The sequence below is a fragment of the Xanthomonas citri pv. citri genome (assembly GCF_000961215.1).
Classification (GTDB): domain Bacteria; phylum Pseudomonadota; class Gammaproteobacteria; order Xanthomonadales; family Xanthomonadaceae; genus Xanthomonas; species Xanthomonas cissicola.
This window is the reverse complement of record NZ_CP008998.1, coordinates 2,226,341-2,243,127: the sequence shown is the minus strand read 5'-3', so window position 1 is coordinate 2,243,127 and position 16,787 is coordinate 2,226,341. Positions and strand designations below refer to the sequence as shown.

Sequence of the window (16,787 nt, the reverse complement as noted above, 5' to 3'; positions counted from 1 at the left end):
AACCTGGAACCGTTATCTCCGTAGATCTCGCTGCGCGCGGGTGCAGGTGCGTGGCGGAAGACATTCCGTGCAACCTCAACCCTTACCCCAGCAGCTCTCCCGCAGGCGGGAGAGGGGCTCGTACAGACGAATCGCTTCTTTTCTCGGCATGCGTTCGTCCCTTCCCGCGTGCGCCGGTCCCTTCTACCGCTAGCGCTGCTCCCTTCTCCCGCTTGCGGGGGAAGGTGCCCGAAGGGCGGATGGGGGGAGACATCGCCGGCAGCAATCCCGCCGACAGTCGATCTACGCAGGCGCTCTCTCGACGGAAGCGCACCAGTCTCTTGGCATCAGCCCAATGGTCACGATGCGCCGCCGGCTCCACGGCCATGCGGGCGGCGGGTCAGGCCGCGGGCACCGCAGCACGGCCCGAGCGCGCCTGCCCATAATCGAAATCGGTCACCCGCCGATCCAGCGCCGGCCACAGCAGCCAGGCCGGTGGGTCGCTTCGGATCTCTGCTTCCAGCAATGCGTTGACCTGCGCCACCAGCGCGGCGACGCCATGCGTGCCGGCGGCGAATCGCGCCGCCACATAGGGCCGATGATCGGCGAAGGACACCAGCCAGACCACATAACCGAAGCGTTCGGCCAAGGCGAATACTCCCCGCGGCGTGCGCGCCCGATGGCCTAGGAATGGCCCTTCCACGTACGCGGTGTCGTCGTAACAGAAATCGATCATGCAGCTGACCACGCGCTGCTGACGGAAGGCGCGTAGCAGCCGCATGCTGCTTCCGGCATCGCGGAACGCAAGCAGGTTGCCCTCGCCCATGAGCACGCCCATCCACTCCGCCCGCTGGGCGATCAAGGTCAGAACACCTGTCGCCCGCACGCCAGCCATGAGCACGGGAGCTGCAGGATGGTGCCAGGTCAGTATCAGCGTCGCCGGGGGCACCGCGAACGCCGGCGCCGCCGGTCGCGCATACGCAGCCGACAAGTAGTACTCCGCCTGTCGCTGCAGGTAGTGCGCCGAGAAGGTGGGCCGCACGCGCCAGCCCAACCGCTGCGCGGCCTGTGCATAGCTCCAGTACGCCTTGCGGGTCTCGTGCTCCAACGGGCCAGCCAGCCAGTTGGCCAGCGCGTGACAACTTGTCGGTTCGGCACGTGCACGCAGGTGGGCCACCAGCGCATCGTCGTCCAGCGGCATGTCGGGCCGCCAGCCCGGTACGGCCAGTGTCATGCCGCCTCGGCGAGCGCATCGCCCTGCGCATGCCGCGCGTAGTACGCGAACAAAGGCCGTTCGGCAGCCGTGAACTCGCGCAGCAGTTCGGGATACAGATACCGCGACAATGCGCATTCCACCGGATCCACGCTACGGTCGTGACCAGTGCGCACCAGTGCCTTGGCCACGCAGGTGCCGCCGCACAGTCCGAACAGTGCACAGCGGCTGCAGCCTTGGCCATGCAGCCGCAGCCAGCTGTGACGCGCGACGATGGCAGCGCGCGCCGGCGCGTCGCCCCCGTCCTGGCCTGCCTTCAGTTCGAAATACGGGTGATAGACGCAGTCGCAGGTCCGTTTGCCGCCCTGCGCGTCCAGCACCAGGAAATCGCCGGCCGCGCCGCAGGGCCCCCGATAGCAAAGATCGCGGGACTGCAGTGTAAACAGGTTGTTCATGCGTGCGACCAGGTTGCGCAACGCCAGGCTATGGAGCTGACCGTTCCGGATCATCTCCAGCAGCCCTGCATACAGATCCACGGCCTGTTCGGGCGAGAGCCGCTCGTCGGCGAGATCGGCGCCGCGGCCGGCCAGGTCGAGGAAGGTGATCGACATGCCCTGCACACCGAAGTCCTGCAGCCAGCGCGCAAACGCCGGCAGCCCGGGTGCCGAGGTACGCGAGGCAACGGCCAGGAAACCGCAGCGCTGACGCACGAACTGTGGACGCTCGCGCATCAGCGCCAGGATGCACTGCAGCGGCGTCCGCGGCCCCCGCGTGCGGCGCAATGCATTGCTCGCTTCATCCAGACCATCGAGCGACAGGCCGACCGAAAAGTCGTGCTGCTCCAGAAAGTCGAGAATCTCCGGCGTGAAGCGCGTCCCGTTGGTCTGCAACGAGAAACCGACGCGGGCGCGGTGCGGTTCCAGCCATTGCACCACCTGGCGGATGAGACCGAACCGCAGCAATGGCTCGCCGCCATGGAAGGCAATCGACAGCGGCTCACCGCGCTCCAACAGCGGCGCCAGCGTAGTCTGGATGGTGCCGAGAGATTGCTGAGCGCGGAACCGTTCGGCGTCGTAGTCGTAACAATAATCACAGTCGATGTTGCAGGTACCGGTGAGCTTGAGCAGCACCGCGGTCGGGGACTGGGCCTGACGGTACTGCGCGGTGTCGATGCAGCGTCCATCGCGCGTCAGCAATGCCGACTCCCACAACTGCGTCAGCGGCTGCAGCTGGATGGAATCGTCCAATTCCAGCGGCAGCTCCGCTCGCAGCTGCCGGTAGGCGTCGCGGGTCAACACGCACCAGCCGGAACTGCCGTCCGCCAGCACTGCCAGATCGTCACCGTCCAGCGGAAGCACACGGTGGCTGGCCCACGCATAACCGGCCACGGCTCAACCCCTCGCCCCGGTCTGGAGCCGTGCCAGGCCCTCGCGCACTGCCCCCAGTTGCCGTTCCAGCTGAATGACTTGCTCGGAGAGCTTTTCCAGATCCACTACCGGATCGATCAGACGGTCGCGCGGGTTGTCGGCAATCTTGCAGGTCGCCTTTTCCCAGATACGACTTTCGTAGCCTGCGCCCGCGTTGCTGACGATGCGCGGCACCGTCCGGACCACCACATCCGAAAGCCGTCCGACCTTGCCGTCCAGATGCGAAAGCGCCTTCTCCAACTGCTCGGCCACGCTCTCGGCCGCGGTGTCTTCGGTCACCTCCACTGCCAGCGTCAAACTGATTTCCTTGGTGCCTGTCCTGGTTGTCTTCATGACTCACCTGATGTGATTAAGGGAATTGCGCGCCTTGCTGGCCGTCCTGTCCCATTCCTCCCGGCCCGGTGTGGCTCGAAGCATGCATGACGGGCGGCAACCCGGGCAGCCCGCATGCGCCCGCGGCACGGGCAGCCACGCTGCCTCACTGCGGGGCGGCGCATGCGCCGCCGTTGCCAGCAGGCTGTGTAGGCTTGTCCGGACAGCGGAAGTAGCCAAAATGTGCTAATTCTTGCTGCCCCGGAAGACGCACTTACCTCAACCCGACGCAGGTGATTCGGTGACGTCCCTGTCTGCTCGTATTCGCCGCGCGCGCGCGCTCGCCGCCATCAGTCAGGCAGAACTAGCCAAGCGCGTCGGCGTCCAGCGCAGCGCAGTCACCCAATGGGAATGCACTGCCGGCACCACCCCCAGCGTCGGCCACTTGATTCAGATCGCCTGCGAGACCGCAGTGTGCTTCGAATGGCTGGCCACCGGTCGCGGCCCGTCCCGGGCACAGGAGGGCCTGCTGGATGCGGCCGTGCAAAGCGGCGACTTCGCGCGCGACGAGCTGGAAAGCAGCGTCTTGGTCGCTTTACGGCGCGCATCTCAGCGCAAACGTGTTGCCATCGCGCAGATCATCGAATTGTTGACGGGCTGAGCCGCGCGGTGCGGCGCCCGCGGTGCAACACCCGATCCATGGGCGGCGCGGCCGCGCCAGGCCATGGGTCGGCAGTGCGGACGGGCGGCCATGTGACCGACCAGGTGCCGCGCCAAATCAGAATGCCTTCATCGAGCGCTTCAATCGCACGTTCCGCGAGGAAGTGCTCGACCTGAATCTCTTCGCCTGCCTCGACGAGGTGCGCGAAGCCGCCCACTGGTGGATGATCGACTACAACCAAGCAAGATCCCATGATTCGCTCGGCGGAATGACCCCGGTCGAGTACCGCAACAAGTACGCCGAAAGCTCTACTTTTGAACTGCCTGCTTGACGGGGGAGCTTACGCAATGGCGGGCGACTAGCGGGTGGGAAGTGAATTTGCCCCGTTTCCTGCAGAGTTTCCTTAGCAGATGACATCGATGCTGTAAAACATGGAGATACCCAAGCACCCGGCCCATTCTTGATGCTTACCTCAGGCGACAACTACCTTGACCTGCGCCAGCAGATCAGTCTGCGCGAGGCAGGAGAAAATCATTCTTCGCCAGAATAGATCTTAAGTCATTCAAACTTTTCTCATCAGAAGACCAGCCAGTGAGAACGGCCACCAGATGCCCTCTTCTGAAAAGGTGGAATGTTGGAATAGAGTCAAATCTTACGCCAGGCCAATCCAGATTGCTGAAAGCAATTACCAGCTTCTGCCTTGGATGGTCTGATTGCCAATTTGAAAAATCTTCCACATTCAAAGGAGTAGTACTTGATGCAATCCATATGGCATTAGCTTTTTCAAAAGCTGAGCTAATCTCATCGTCAGCATCTATACGTGCGGCAGCGTCACTTGCAAAGTGACATCCGCCAAGCACGATTATTTGAAACTCCTTAGAAACCTTTTTTTCCGAAATCTCGAATTTTTTCGAGTCGCTAGAAAAAGACAACACGGGCCTAGAAGAATTTCCACGATACGGCGCCGGATTGATAACATAACCTAAACCATCCGTCTTAAGAATAACATCACTCCTGTGCCCTGAAATAATTTCGGCGGATCTAAAGTCTCTATATTGCTCAAGAGTTTCACGCATTGCGAATTTATCGCTTTCTGTCAGCCTCCCATTCTTTGACAGAATGGCGTAAGCCCGACTCATATCCCGGAGGTAACTTACGTCCAAACCTCCTTTATATAGATTCGAATAGAAAGCAAGCTCAGCAGAAAGATCAAATACAACATGAATATCTTCCATGCTAAGCGCATCAATCGATAAAAGTTTTGGCCTGACAAGGCGTTGATAAGATTTAACCATAAGCGTGAAGCCATGCATGGCATCACTTCGACGGACCACTCTAGCCTTGCCAATCTCTTCAACTGAAATTTTTATATCAGAGTCTTGCGCGAAAGCGTGACCGCACGCAAGAGCGGCGAATGCGACGAGCATCCGCCGCAAAAAAACTTGTAAGCACATTCTACCTACCATTACCTGATGAAGAACAGGCCTGAGAGCACATGCTTTTATATTCATATTTGCAAGAGTTACTGCCTTGATTAATTAAGCAATAAGAATCTTGCCTAGGGTTGATATCATTAACTTCGATAATCTTCCTTTCTATTTCGTTTTTTCCGACAATCCCTGGAATAGACGAGATAGTTCGCTGGACCCCAAACAGGCCAAGCAGTTCGTATAGCTCTTTAGTATTAAGGTAGTCTATCAATCCGTCATAAGAAAAGGAAGCGAGACCCCTCTCCGTAAAAACCATGCTACGGCGGAACTTACTAAGCACGCTTGGGGGAAGTTTGAAAGCGACAGAGGACGGGGTGGCAGCTAGATAAGCTTCAAATTGCTTGCTTGAACGAATCCGAGCTGTAGCCAAATCCACCTCTTCTTGAAGAATCGAAGAACTCTTGAGCAATTCACCATCGCTAGATGGCGGAGCCGCCCCAGCCCCAGCACTACTACCAACCAACACCCCCAAAACTATCATTTTTATAAATGTAATTTTCATAAATAGTACAATAGTTGATTTACATGCGTTACATGGATGCGCGAACCTTTTAAGTCCAGTTGTGTGAGCATTTAGCAATTGACGGTTTAGCAACCCATTAGTGCCAGTGTCAAGTTCATAGATTTTCAGGTAATACAAGAAATAAATTAGTTGGCGCTGAAAAAACTTTGAAAATACCACTCTATTACCGAATATGCATGCTTCTAGGGGGTGGGGGGGGGGGCGCACTTCCCTAAGAACCTCAAGAATCTCAGACATATAACGGTTGGAATAACAGTTTCAGCCGAAAGCACACTTTACATAGAAGTGCGACGTCACCCGACGTGGAACCTTGGTTCCAACTATTCTCTTTCATTCGTGCGGCACGACTGACAGCTACTGCATGCCGATCATCACGCGCGAACAGTGATACGCCCAGGATTTCCTAGACATCTCAAGGCCATGGAAAATGGCTGATTCGGAGGTGTCCATGAGCAGTAAGCGGTATACGGATGAGTTCAAGATCGAGGCGGTCCGGCAAGTGACCGATCGTGGGTTCAAGGTGGCAGAGGTCGCCGAGCGACTGGGTGTCACCACGCACAGCCTGTACGCTTGGCTGCGCAAGTTCGGCAAGCCCGGCGTAGTACAGCGCGCTGAGGCGGACCAGAGCGCCGAAGTCCGGCGGCTGAAGATCGAGTTGCGCCGGGTGACGGAGGAGCGCGACATCCTAAAAAAGGCCGCCGCGTACTTTGCCAAGGGGTAAAGGCAAAGTACCTCTTCATGCAAGTCCACCGCGAAGAATTCAGGGTGTGCGCGATGTGCCGGGTTTTGCGGGTGAACCGGGCTGGATACTACGCGTGGCTAAAGTCGCCCGACAGTGAACGCGCCAAGGAAGACGAACGCCTGCTGGGGCTGATCAAGCACCACTGGTTGGCCAGCGGCAGTGTCTATGGGCATCGCAAGATTGCCAAGGATCTACGCGATCTGGGTGAGCGTTGCAGTCGCCATCGGGTGCATCGATTGATGCGCACCGAGGGACTGCGTGCCCAGGTGGGCTATGGCCGCAAGCCGCGCTTCCATGGCGGAACGCCGTGCAAGGCGGCAGCCAACCTGCTGGATCGACAGTTCGACGTGACCGAGCCGGACACGGCCTGGGCGAGCGACTTCACCTTCATCCGTACGCATGAAGGCTGGATGTACCTGGCTGTGGTGATCGATCTGTTTTCCAGGCAGGTCGTCGGCTGGGCGATGCGCGATCGAGCCGATACCGAGTTGGTCGTGCAGGCCTTGCTGTCGGCGGTGTGGCGGCGCAAACCCAGCGCTGGTTGCCTGGTTCATTCGGACCAGGGGTCTGTCTACACCAGCGATGACTGGCGCAGTTTCCTGGCGTCCCATGGCTTGGTGTGCAGCATGAGTCGGCGTGGCAACTGCCACGAGCGCGAAGCCTGCCCTTGGGGCACAACGCACCGGTGGAGAGCTTCTTTGGTCTGCTCAAACGCGAGCGGATCAGGCGGCGGATCTACCCCACCAAGGACGCCGCACGCGCCGAGGTGTTCGACTACATCGAGATGTTCTACAACCCACAACGCCGTCATGGTTCAACTGGCGACCTGTCCCCTGTAGAGTTTGAACGGCGCTACGCGCAACGAGGGTCTTGAGTGTCTACGGAACCCTGGGCGTATCACCACAAGCCTGAGCGCCTCATCGAAGAGCTCAGCATCACTTTTTTCGAAGTTAGCCGGTTTAGCTCTCAGTGCTTTCATAGCCTGCTCGGGAGTGCTAAGCATGATTTGCGAAACGCGCTTGAGTAGTTGGCCATTGGCGCGCTGAATGCTTTGGATAAAATCCGGAGTTCGTACTGCCATAGCCGCAAAAAAATAAGACAGAGCTAGACGTGCTTCTTCCGATAGTGGCGACCCTTCTATGAGAGTTGGCAGGTGATTAGAAGCGTCGCCTTCAATAGCGGCTAGCGTCGCCCTCCAACTCAAAGCGCTTGCGCCCCTGATCATCAGTCAGCGTGTAAAGGTGTCCGGTTACCGCAGTATTATCGGGCGATTGTCTGCGCACCTCGCCTGTAGTGCGGTCGTATACCGACAACAATTGATCGTCCCTAGTGAAACCCTTCAAGTAAAAGCGGGGTAAGAAGTGCTGGCGCTTTGGCCCCGTCAACAATGGGGCAAGTAACGGTTCGATCAAGTAACGGTTCCAGATTCACTTCCTTCGTGATCAAAACCCCTACCCCCACGCCCTTTGCGGCCTCCCCGGCTAAGCCGGCGCCACCCTGATCGGCGACGGCCGCATGGCACTCATCCTGGACGTGGACGGATTGCGCTCCAGCGATCAGTGAGTTTGGGGAATCGGGAATCGGGAATCGGGAATCGTCAAGACGATCCTGGCTGCCTGATCTAACGATAGCGGCGGCGTACTGCGGCCGTTGTCGTTTCACTACCCGCAGCGCTACCGATCTACGCCGCCAAGCGCGCAGGCATGGGCGCGATGGTTTGGCGACGGCCACGTTGCAGTGGAAGTGAACCTGGAACCGCGATTCAGAACCGCTATTCACTACAAGGTAAAAAGGGGCGGATTTGTGCAATAGCCCCCAGACAACTTGCGCCAGGCCTCACACCATCCGGTGTTGAGGTGCGATCAATTGCTCTCGCTGCTGCTCCTGCTGCTGGGATTGCTGTTGGCGCTGCGTTTCGCCCAAGGCCTGCAGTTGCGCTAAGGATTGCTCGACAGGCTGCGCAATCGCATCGCTCGTCTTCATATGCGCCATCTTGTGAGCGGGGTCGTTCAACGCGCCTTCCACCACAAAGACGTTCTCGCCTTGTCGCACGGATTTTGTGTTCTCGCTCAGTACGACATGATCGATTCGCGACAGCCCGTTCTCTTTTGCAAGATATGCACTGCTTGCCGCAAGGCGGGCGCTGTTGTCGTCGTACTCTCGACCGAGGCCTTGCTCAAGGCGGCGAACTGCATCCTCGGCTTGGCTATGGAGCGGGTCTTGGGATAGCGATGCCAGCTGATATCTCCCGCTTTCCGAGATTTTGACCGCACCCTGCTCAGTCTGCGATGCACCGTGCTCGCGCTGAACATGCGCCTGGCCGAGCTCGATGCCTAGGCTTCCTGACTGAAAATCCTGCACGGTTACCGATTGCCCTCGTTCGTTACCAATCAATAGATCGGCACCTTGGATTCGGTAAGTAGTTTGACCATCCGCACTACGAAAGACACCTTCTGGTTCGTCCCCTTGCCGGGTGCCTCCGGTCAGCTGCCGGCCATCCCAAAATATCTGACCATTTCGGTCGGCATCCTGCACTACATCACCATCGTTAACGATGTAGATATCATTACCAGCCCCACCACGCAGCACGTCATGACCCGGCCCGCCTATCAGCACGTCGTTGCCCTGCCCGCCAATCAGGGTGTCATTACCTCCCCCCCCTAGGAGCAGATCGTTACTGCTGACCTCTGCGCCGTTCCTCCGGCGGGTTGCATCGATTGTCGCGGCGTGATCGGCATCCACGGCAACGCGCGCAGAATCTCGCCCCGCATCTACATGGATCGAGCCTGCGTTGAATGCCTCGTTGCTCAAGCGATCTGCAATTTCAGGATGCTGCTCCCGCAAATCAGAAAGCAGGCGCAAACGCGCTGGGTCCAACGACTGCGCAAGGGTTTGCACATTGCCTCGCCCTTCCAGCAAGGTTGCATAGTCCCGATTCGCCTCCGCAATCAAATTACGTTGCCCAGGATTTCCATCGATATCCACCCCCCAGCGAGCTTCGTCACGATTGATGCGCTCGCGATGTTGCTGATACATCTGGTAAGTAGACAGCGCCTCGTCGCTTGTGACGTTGTTTGGATCGCTGTAGAGGCCAAAGAGTTCGGACTCCAGTACACGACGCTTGCGAAGACCCGCTTCCGCAGCAGCATTGCTTCCCCACGCGTTGTAACGCATTTCAAACCAGGCCTCGGAGCGATCGCCGGCCACTACAGCATCCCGAAATGACTGCATGTTGGCGTTATACGACCCCGCACCACGGTTGTAGACGAGCGACACAAGCGCCGCCCGCTCTTGCGACATTGGCATGTTCAACGCATTGATCGGCCGCTCGTACTCAGGCATTGATGCGGCTAGTAGCTGGTCTCCTTCTGCAGCATTGAGCGTACGATCAAACTGCAGACCCAGCCTTGTGCGGTCCCCAGGGGCTGCAGCATCGATCCTTGACAATTGTCTGCGCTGTGCATCCGAGAGCTCGATGCCGGACTCAGCCCAGATCGCAGCATTGTTTGAGCGATTGAATGTATATCCATAGCCAATCGTGGCCCGACCATCGCCTACATCCTGGGAGCGCGCGTGCAAGCTTTCGGTGAGCTTGACCAAATCACCGGTGAGCGCGTTGTACTGCTCTTGGGTAAGCTCGCGATAGTTGATAGGCATTTCTGATCTCCTTATCTAAAACTACATTAAGTTAGAGTAATCCCCGATCTGATTGCAGATCTCTGCAGGCGGATTACCCACCCTCACGACTCTCCGCTTTGCTTCTGCGGCCTTTTCCTTTGGCGCGACGATACGGTAAACAAGATACAACCCTTCTTTCGTCTCCCAGAGGCCAAACGTGGACATCTCTGAGAAGCGATAACTTGCTCCATCTGACCGGACTGCCTCAAAGCTACATTCCGCATATGAGCCCCATCCACAACTAGCACCCAAGCGCTTCAACCCGCCTCGACCGCCAAGATCAAAGCGATAAGAACGCCCGCTATCATCTTCGGAGACCTGTGGATTGACTTGTATGGCTTGCGTCGAACCTGCGCCCTCCCAACCACGGGACTCCTCACAAAGCGAGGCTCCGGATGGAGCACGCATGTCCGCGCCCGCGGATACCACCGTACATCCTGTGATGAAGAAGAGCGCAAGCGCCACGCAGCCAACAGACTTTATTTTCATGAAAACTCCTTGCGTGTGAATAACATCATTGACCACTTCTGGGGCATCGCCTTGTCCGGACTCAGGTCGGCCACCAGCTGCTTTAGCTTGCGGCTTTCCTCTTCCAGCAACCACAGGCGCTTGAGCTCGGACGGGCCCCGCCGCCGTAGTTCTTGCGCCACACATAGAACGTTCCCTCCGCGATACCCAGCTTGCGTCAGATCTCCGACTGTCATCCCAAGCTCGGCTTGCTTGAGCGCGTACGCAATCTACTCCTCGGTGAAACGGGACTTCTTCATCGCCTGATTCCTCGTAATCCACGGGAGCCCACGCGGGACGAAGTCTCTACTTTACGGTGGTCCGGTTTATTGGGGGTGGGTCACTTAACGGATGTAGACCCTTAGGTATCCCCACGTTTTTAAAGCACCAGCGTCATCTGCTCACGCACTGCTTCGGGCAGTGTACGTAAGCGTTCTAGCCAGCGTGAGACAGGTTCCATCGGCCAGCGCCTGGCCAGCGCCTGGCGGCCGACACGCAGTGTCGAGTAGAGCTTGCGTGTACTGCTGCGTGGCGATAGCCACTGGGCGATACCGGTGGCTTCGCATCCCAGTCCTGCCAGCCAACTGGCAAAGGTGGCCAGTGTGTTGAGCAACAACAGGATCTGCAACCGCTCGCCGCGACGGGTCAGGCTGTCTTCCATCGCCTGACCGTAGCGATGCGACTTCAGATCACGAAATGCCAGCTCGATCTGCATCCTTCGTGCGTACAGATTGACCAAGTGTTTCGCGCTGGGTGCTTGTAACTGTGGGGAGGCAACGATCAACCACGGCTCGCGTTCACGCGCCGCTGCTTTCAAGCTGGAGGATGCACGCGAGACCTTCGCTGGCGAGCGGCGGTTGCGTTGCTGACGTCCCAGACGTGTCTTGGCATAGAGCACCAGACGGCAATCGAGTGGATCACTGCGATTGGCCTGCATCGGTGGCAATTCGCATGCACGGTTGGACGCCAATGCATGCAGGCGTCGGCTATCGATCCATTGCGCTGCATCATCGGGCACGTCTTGCGGTTTGACCTGCGTGCGTCCGCGAAGACGCCCGACCCAATCCCAGCCCATCGCCGACACCGCGCGAAACCATGGCGTGCGGAATCCGGCGTCCGTGACCAGGATCGGACGCACATCGTCTGGAATCATTCGCCTGAGCTGTTGCAAGAAGCGTTTTTCCGCGCCGGGCGATCCCTGCTGTTTCCCGGCAACCACCATGTCCAGCAAGGTGAGTGTGCGTCCACCGATCGGCACGGCTGCGCGCAGCAGACACCATGACTTGTCCGGCCTCAAATCGCTCCAGTCGATGACGATCACCGGCTGGTCGCCGCGCAACAGCCAATGCGCCATGTCCCGCTCGATCATGGATCGCTCGGCCTGCAACGTGCGATTGCACAGCAGGCGGTCGCATGCCTTGAGGGGCGCACGTACCCGCGTCGCGCCAGGCCACGCGCGTGCGATGTCGATCAGCGTCAGTCGGCCCCCGTGCACTAGCGCTTCAACCGCGCCCAGCAAGGTACGTTGGCGTAACGCATGCATCCCGGAGAGTGAGTTAGACAGGCACTTCTGCAATACTTCGCTGGCGCGCATGGTCGGCACTCTTCTCTGGCTTAATCACCTTGAAGCGTGCCCCATGCGCGCACCTTCTTCCACCGCCTGGCCCACCAAGCGCTTGATCTCGCAGGAAGAAATGTGGGGAAACCTCAGATGTAGACCCATTCGATGCATTTGTGCGCTACCAACACTTGCGGTTTCGCAGCCTCACCACGCGGAAAAACCTCTACTCGCATTCCTGGGCGCGTAAAGAAATCACTCATCCATCGCCCGTCTTCCACCATGTTCCGTTGACGTACAAACCCGATGTTTTCCAGCTTCTTCGTAAACGTCTCGAAATCGATCCCGCAGATCTCCGTCATTGACGGGGAAGCACCCGCTTGCGCTGGAATAAAAGTGAACTCGAACCAACGCCCCGCAGTCGGCGTCTGGTCCATGCCAAAGCTGTAACCCCACTCACTGGTAAGCGGAGCACTGGCGCCATAACGCTTGGGATCAGCTGCCGCATGCGTCACCGGAACCCCCATTTTGGACTGCAGGTAGTCAGGTGTCAGATCGTCCAGTCCATCAATAGCTTGAATCAATGCAAGCATGCGGGTGAGCGCATCCTCTGCCGTTCGTATCGGCCCGCTGGGTTCACCGCCAGCGGGAGTGACTTTGGATTCGGCTGAGGAATTCATGGCAGATGTCTCCGTGACGGTTGCCGGGGCTGGGGTGGCCGCCGTGTGGGCGCATGCGCCCAGAGCGAGGGAGGCGAGCAAGGCGTAGAGGGGGCGCGCGATCATGAAGCGTCCGTTGTGCGCTGGTGTGGCTGCGACGCTAGTGGCATCGGGCACCGAGGTCAATCGCAAGGGGTCTGGCAGCCGCAGCATCATCGCCGCACGTTGCGCGCCTTGGCCGGCGTCTCCACCGGCGGCAACACCTCCATCAGCAGTTGCCCTTCGCTGGCGGTGATGCGCAGTTTTGTGCCGATGGCGAAGCCCAGTTGTTCCAGCCATAGGCCGCTGAGGCGGACGTGGGGCACGTGCTGGTCGCCGGCGTGGTCGTGGGCGCCGGGGTAATGGGTGTAGCTGACGGTGCATTGGCGCGGGCGGCGGGCGCGGCGGGGTGCGCGTAGCGTGCCGGGGCCTTGCGGGGAGGCGTCCGGGTCGGGCGGCAGCATCGGTGGCAGCTTGGTGCGGTCGGGTTCCACAACAACCCACTGCACCCGCTTAGGCGGCGTGGGGCGCGCACGCGTGCGGGTGGGCCGTGCGCTGGCAGATGCCGTGGGTGGGCGGCGGCGTGTCATGGCGCCTCCCGGTGGTGGATGGTGGATGCGGCAACGCGCTGCTGCAACGCCACGGCCCTGCGTGCGAACCGGCGGCTGGAGGTGTGCGGCAACATATCGAACCGGCGACTCAGCGAATGTGCGGGATGCTCGCGCGCCTGCTCAACAACCGCGCGTGCGGCAAGCCGACGCAGCATTTCGATCACATCCCATCGCGGGCGGTGAGCGGAGGCTGACAACAGATCAACCGGCACAGATGCCAGCATGGATGGTGCGGTAGACATGGCAACGCCCTCCTGGAACAACCCAAGAACCGCCGCCAACGGCGACGGGATGTCGGGAGGTTCGAAACCGCTAAGAGCCGGCGGGCGTATTCCCCTTGCGGGTGTTGTATTAGCCGCCCTCCCGACGCAGGCATCGCATCGGCTTGTACCTGCAGGATGCAGGCACAAAAAACCCACCGGTTTGACGGAGGTGGGTACCGCTCTTAGAGGAGTTTCGACGCTCCTTGGGACTAGATTGCAAGTACACGGTCTGGCGTGTCAAGACACGCTGGCGGGTCTCGCGCGGCTGTGTGCGCCGCTGAAGCAGTTCCATACGGGCCACGCAAGCCGAGCGCCCTCGCCTGATTAAGTGCACCTGACCCTTCACGGTCCGATGCGAGCGCGGGAGCGTCGCGCCCATACCGCCGCGTTTCAGGCATAGGCGCGTGGTTTGGCGACTGCCAGGCTGCAGTGGAAGTGAACCTGGAACCGTTACTTCGAGCCGTTACTTCTTAACCATTGGATGTCACTTAAATACAAGTTCCACTTCACCGAATTCGGCTTTCCCGAACGGCATTCATCCATGCGCGGACATGGTCACCGTTATTGAATCTATCTTGGAAGAGGAGCTTCCGTCGGTCGACAATCTCACTCCAATTCCGGTCAGCGGTGTCCAACGAGGCCTCAGCGAGAGTGGGATTGCCGTGCCATAGAGCTTCCATGTTACTAGCCCATCGCAGGTACTGCATCCAGGATAGCTTCAGCCAGGCAGTACGAGTACCACCGCGGATGATTTCCAAGATTCGCGCTTCCGATGGGTTGCCGGACATATCCCTGCCTTCGAACCATCCATGACGAAGTAGCAACGCCACGTCAGCCTCCCGCAATCGAGCTAGCAAGGGCCCTTCGTTCCAATAGGCCACTTGCCGTCCCCCAGCTTCTTCGTCCTGCCATCGCCCAGGGGAGAAGCGCCGTAGATTCATGAATTTTCCTGTGGAGATGTCGGTTGCTCCAGCGAGCTTCCACAGAATCAAGTCATGACTCACGAAGGCAACATGCACTCGCATCTCCGCAGAAAGGAGACGCACAAGATGCACGGCAGTGGGAATGCCAGCGCCATCCTTCAGGGGCTCACGTGGTGGCACATCCTCATTTACAAACGTGAGGTAGACGCGTTCGCAGGAACTTCGCGAAAGGATCGATGCGATAGCCATCGCCCTTGTTGGGTTCGCGAGGTCACGCAAGCTCACTACGGCTGTCAGCATCGTCTGGATTTCATGCTGATCTGCGTACTGCTTAGTCGCGTCAGCGACCTCTACCATCAAGGAGTAATAGTCGTCCGTAAATGCTCTCGGAAACAACGCTGGGGAGCACACCGCATCTACGCCGAGACGGGCTCCTTCATCAACAATCGCGCGCGTGCGCGTTGTCCACCAGCCGATATCTGCATGATCGGCTGTCGCAAAATCGGCCGGAAAGTAGGACCATTGGTCCATCTTTCCTTTTTCGACCGCAGGGTTATACATTTGCGGGTCAAGGATCACCTCAAGCCTATCGCGCAGAGTACCTAGGCGAGCAAGTCGAGTTTGAACGTCTGTAGGTCCATCGTTGACCGGGCTGAGGATTAGCCCGGTATAGGCGCCGATGTCAGCTTCCTCTAGGAGGTTCCAGGAATCGTGGCCGAACTGCAGATAGGACGCCATTGATTTCTCCTAGGCTTGGGTCAATGATTTGATGAAATCGGAAGGCCTGCGGTATCTGGAAACGGGCCACGGTTTGAGCGCCCTAGTTATGCAGCCGAACCCCATTGCGGTAAGGCGCTGAGCATTTGTAGCCGGCATTTCGTGTTTCGCGGCTACACTAATGATGGCGTCATTTATAGTTTTTCCCGGCTCAAGGAACGGGTGATGTCCAAGAAGGCATTCTGCCAGCACTATGGCGACCCCGAACTGGTCAGTTCTCCAGTCAATGAGTGCTTTGTCGTTGGTTAGCTGCTCAGGGGCTGCATATGCAGGCGTTCCCGGCCCCATTTGCATGAAGGCATGCGTGAGAGTTGGCTGATCCAACATTCTCACAATTCCGAAATCCGTTAGTACGGGGTGGGGGTCCCTATCATCGCGGAACATGATGTTTGCGGGCTTGATGTCCCGGTGAACAAGTCGCTTACTTTCAAGATGTTCCAAGACTTCTGCTAGCCGTACACCGAGAGCTCGGACAACTGCTGGAGGCAGAGCGCCTAGCTTAAGGCGTGCCTCAAGCGTTCCGCCGCCCAAGTATTCCTCATAGACGACCCACAGGTGGTGGGTTCCGTGCGCATAGGAGAATGCTTGCAGAAGTTTCGCAACCGATGCATGCGAGCACTCCTTGAGCGCATCGGCCTCACGCACAAGGCGGTTAGCATCACCCGCTATCGCAGCAATCTTAAGCGCGAATGGATACGACTTGTGGACAGAAAGATAGGCGCTCTTGAATGCCCCTTTGCCCAACAATCCTTTGAATTCAAATCCGCATTGCTGACACAGCTGCTCGGCAACCAGATCTAGATTTAGCTGCGCGCTCATCATCTTTTAGCGAATCGAAATGCTCGTGCGCTTGCGCCCGCAGCCAGGTCAGTAGTGCGTCCTGTTCGGAGGCCTCGATGAGCACCTCCACGGATTTTCCATCGAATGAACACAGTCCCACCCCCCGTAATTCAAACTCGTCTCGGTTCCTCAGCGCTCTAGCGGCCACATGTGCAGGAACGATCACATATGACTTGTTGGCGTAAGCAGTGCTGCGATATGCCTGATGAAATGCTCGCTTCCAATTATTTAACTTGGCTTCGAAGGCTACTAGTGTCTTGCGCCGATGCCGAGCGAGAACATCAACGACCCCAGCGCGGTGATCCCATTCCTTGGTGATTTCTACCTTTCCAAACGATGTACGACCCTTCGATAGCTTACCTACGAAGCTGTCGACAAAGTCTGACTCGGTTGAAAAATCGTCACGGTCTATCGCTGGGGCAGTGGCTTGAGACATGAGGCGCTTCACTGACTACTGTTGTGTAGTTTACCAATACTTGGCCAACTAGCGGCAGCCCGTTCGGTAAGGCAAACCAGCGCATACGCCAACAGTAGGAGGCCTAGGAAACAAGCACCCCACATCGACCACACTATCGAAATAACGAT

General features: G+C 58.4%; 15 protein-coding genes and 5 pseudogenes. 3 read left to right on the top strand and 17 right to left on the bottom strand.

Annotation, left to right across the window (positions count from 1 at the left end; translation table 11 throughout):
* Window positions 1–379 precede the first annotated feature (379 nt).
* The 3 genes from AMD14_RS10260 to AMD14_RS10250 are packed head-to-tail and all read right to left on the bottom strand — an operon-like array spanning window position 380 to window position 2,952.
* Window positions 380–1,213 carry a lysophospholipid acyltransferase family protein gene (locus AMD14_RS10260; RefSeq protein WP_011051237.1) on the bottom strand — a complete coding sequence of 278 codons (834 nt, stop codon included), beginning with the start codon at window positions 1,211–1,213 and terminating at the stop codon, window positions 380–382.
* Window positions 1,210–2,580, bottom strand: coding sequence for a radical SAM/SPASM domain-containing protein (locus AMD14_RS10255; RefSeq protein ID WP_015463139.1), 1,371 nt, complete (start codon window positions 2,578–2,580; stop codon window positions 1,210–1,212). Before AMD14_RS10255 ends, AMD14_RS10260 begins: the two co-directional genes overlap by 4 nt.
* A 3-nt stretch (window positions 2,581–2,583) precedes the next feature.
* Window positions 2,584–2,952 (bottom strand): hypothetical protein, encoded by a 369-nt coding sequence (locus AMD14_RS10250; protein ID WP_005923946.1) that lies wholly within the window; start codon window positions 2,950–2,952, stop codon window positions 2,584–2,586.
* 232 nt (window positions 2,953–3,184) lie between these two features.
* On the opposite strand from AMD14_RS10250, the gene AMD14_RS10245 reads away from it, so the two are divergent.
* Window positions 3,185–3,592, top strand: coding sequence for a helix-turn-helix domain-containing protein (locus AMD14_RS10245; protein WP_015472057.1), 408 nt, complete (start codon window positions 3,185–3,187; stop codon window positions 3,590–3,592).
* A 106-nt stretch (window positions 3,593–3,698) separates the two neighbouring features.
* Window positions 3,699–3,923: pseudogene (locus AMD14_RS10240) on the top strand (integrase core domain-containing protein); the annotation flags it as partial.
* A 175-nt stretch (window positions 3,924–4,098) separates the two neighbouring features.
* On the opposite strand, the gene AMD14_RS23280 reads toward AMD14_RS10240, so the two are convergent.
* Both AMD14_RS23280 and AMD14_RS23275 read right to left on the bottom strand, forming a co-directional pair.
* The gene (locus AMD14_RS23280; RefSeq protein ID WP_223293177.1) at window positions 4,099–5,019 is read right to left on the bottom strand and encodes a hypothetical protein; all 921 of its coding nucleotides are present in this window, start codon (window positions 5,017–5,019) and stop codon (window positions 4,099–4,101) included.
* A gap of 28 nt (window positions 5,020–5,047) precedes the next feature.
* Window positions 5,048–5,842 carry a hypothetical protein gene (locus AMD14_RS23275; protein ID WP_011051233.1) on the bottom strand — a complete coding sequence of 265 codons (795 nt, stop codon included), beginning with the start codon at window positions 5,840–5,842 and terminating at the stop codon, window positions 5,048–5,050.
* Window positions 5,843–6,053: 211 nt separating this feature from the next.
* Here AMD14_RS23275 and AMD14_RS23270 point away from each other — a divergent pair.
* A pseudogene (locus tag AMD14_RS23270) lies at window positions 6,054–7,221 on the top strand (IS3 family transposase).
* Here the strand turns inward: AMD14_RS23270 and AMD14_RS25680 are convergent.
* The 12 genes and pseudogenes from AMD14_RS25680 to AMD14_RS23235 form a co-directional block, all read right to left on the bottom strand.
* Window positions 7,162–7,572, bottom strand: a complete 411-nt coding sequence (locus tag AMD14_RS25680) for a DUF4238 domain-containing protein (protein WP_327348062.1) — start codon at window positions 7,570–7,572, stop codon at window positions 7,162–7,164. The pseudogene AMD14_RS23270 and the gene AMD14_RS25680 overlap by 60 nt on opposite strands.
* Entirely contained in the window at window positions 7,520–7,660 is a 141-nt protein-coding gene (locus AMD14_RS25675; RefSeq protein ID WP_367682950.1) for a hypothetical protein, read from the bottom strand. The genes AMD14_RS25680 and AMD14_RS25675 overlap by 53 nt, the downstream gene beginning before the upstream one ends.
* A 523-nt stretch (window positions 7,661–8,183) precedes the next feature.
* A pseudogene (locus AMD14_RS25670) lies at window positions 8,184–8,576 on the bottom strand (XVIPCD domain-containing protein); the annotation flags it as partial.
* A 378-nt stretch (window positions 8,577–8,954) separates the two neighbouring features.
* Window positions 8,955–10,004: pseudogene (locus AMD14_RS25665) on the bottom strand (glycoside hydrolase family protein); the annotation flags it as partial.
* Between the two features lie 21 nt (window positions 10,005–10,025).
* On the bottom strand, window positions 10,026–10,514 hold the full coding sequence (locus AMD14_RS25280) for a hypothetical protein (RefSeq protein ID WP_223293175.1): 489 nt from the start codon (window positions 10,512–10,514) through the stop codon (window positions 10,026–10,028).
* Window positions 10,515–10,552: 38 nt separating this feature from the next.
* A pseudogene (locus AMD14_RS25275) lies at window positions 10,553–10,762 on the bottom strand (transposase); the annotation flags it as partial.
* Between the two features lie 149 nt (window positions 10,763–10,911).
* On the bottom strand, window positions 10,912–12,126 hold the full coding sequence (locus AMD14_RS10210) for an IS4-like element ISXac1 family transposase (protein WP_011051229.1): 1,215 nt from the start codon (window positions 12,124–12,126) through the stop codon (window positions 10,912–10,914).
* Window positions 12,127–12,239: 113 nt separating this feature from the next.
* Entirely contained in the window at window positions 12,240–12,875 is a 636-nt protein-coding gene (locus AMD14_RS10205) for a hypothetical protein (RefSeq protein ID WP_011051228.1), read from the bottom strand.
* A gap of 86 nt (window positions 12,876–12,961) precedes the next feature.
* Window positions 12,962–13,378, bottom strand: a complete 417-nt coding sequence (locus AMD14_RS10200) for a SymE family type I addiction module toxin (protein WP_011051227.1) — start codon at window positions 13,376–13,378, stop codon at window positions 12,962–12,964.
* Between the two features lie 790 nt (window positions 13,379–14,168).
* Entirely contained in the window at window positions 14,169–15,323 is a 1,155-nt protein-coding gene (locus tag AMD14_RS10190; protein WP_011051226.1) for a hypothetical protein, read from the bottom strand.
* A gap of 9 nt (window positions 15,324–15,332) precedes the next feature.
* A complete protein-coding gene (locus tag AMD14_RS10185) occupies window positions 15,333–16,181 on the bottom strand; it encodes a serine/threonine-protein kinase (protein ID WP_011051225.1) in 849 nt (282 codons plus the stop codon).
* Complete coding sequence (locus tag AMD14_RS23235; RefSeq protein ID WP_011051224.1) at window positions 16,120–16,638, bottom strand: hypothetical protein; 519 nt, start codon at window positions 16,636–16,638, stop codon at window positions 16,120–16,122. Before AMD14_RS23235 ends, AMD14_RS10185 begins: the two co-directional genes overlap by 62 nt.
* Window positions 16,639–16,787 lie beyond the last annotated feature (149 nt).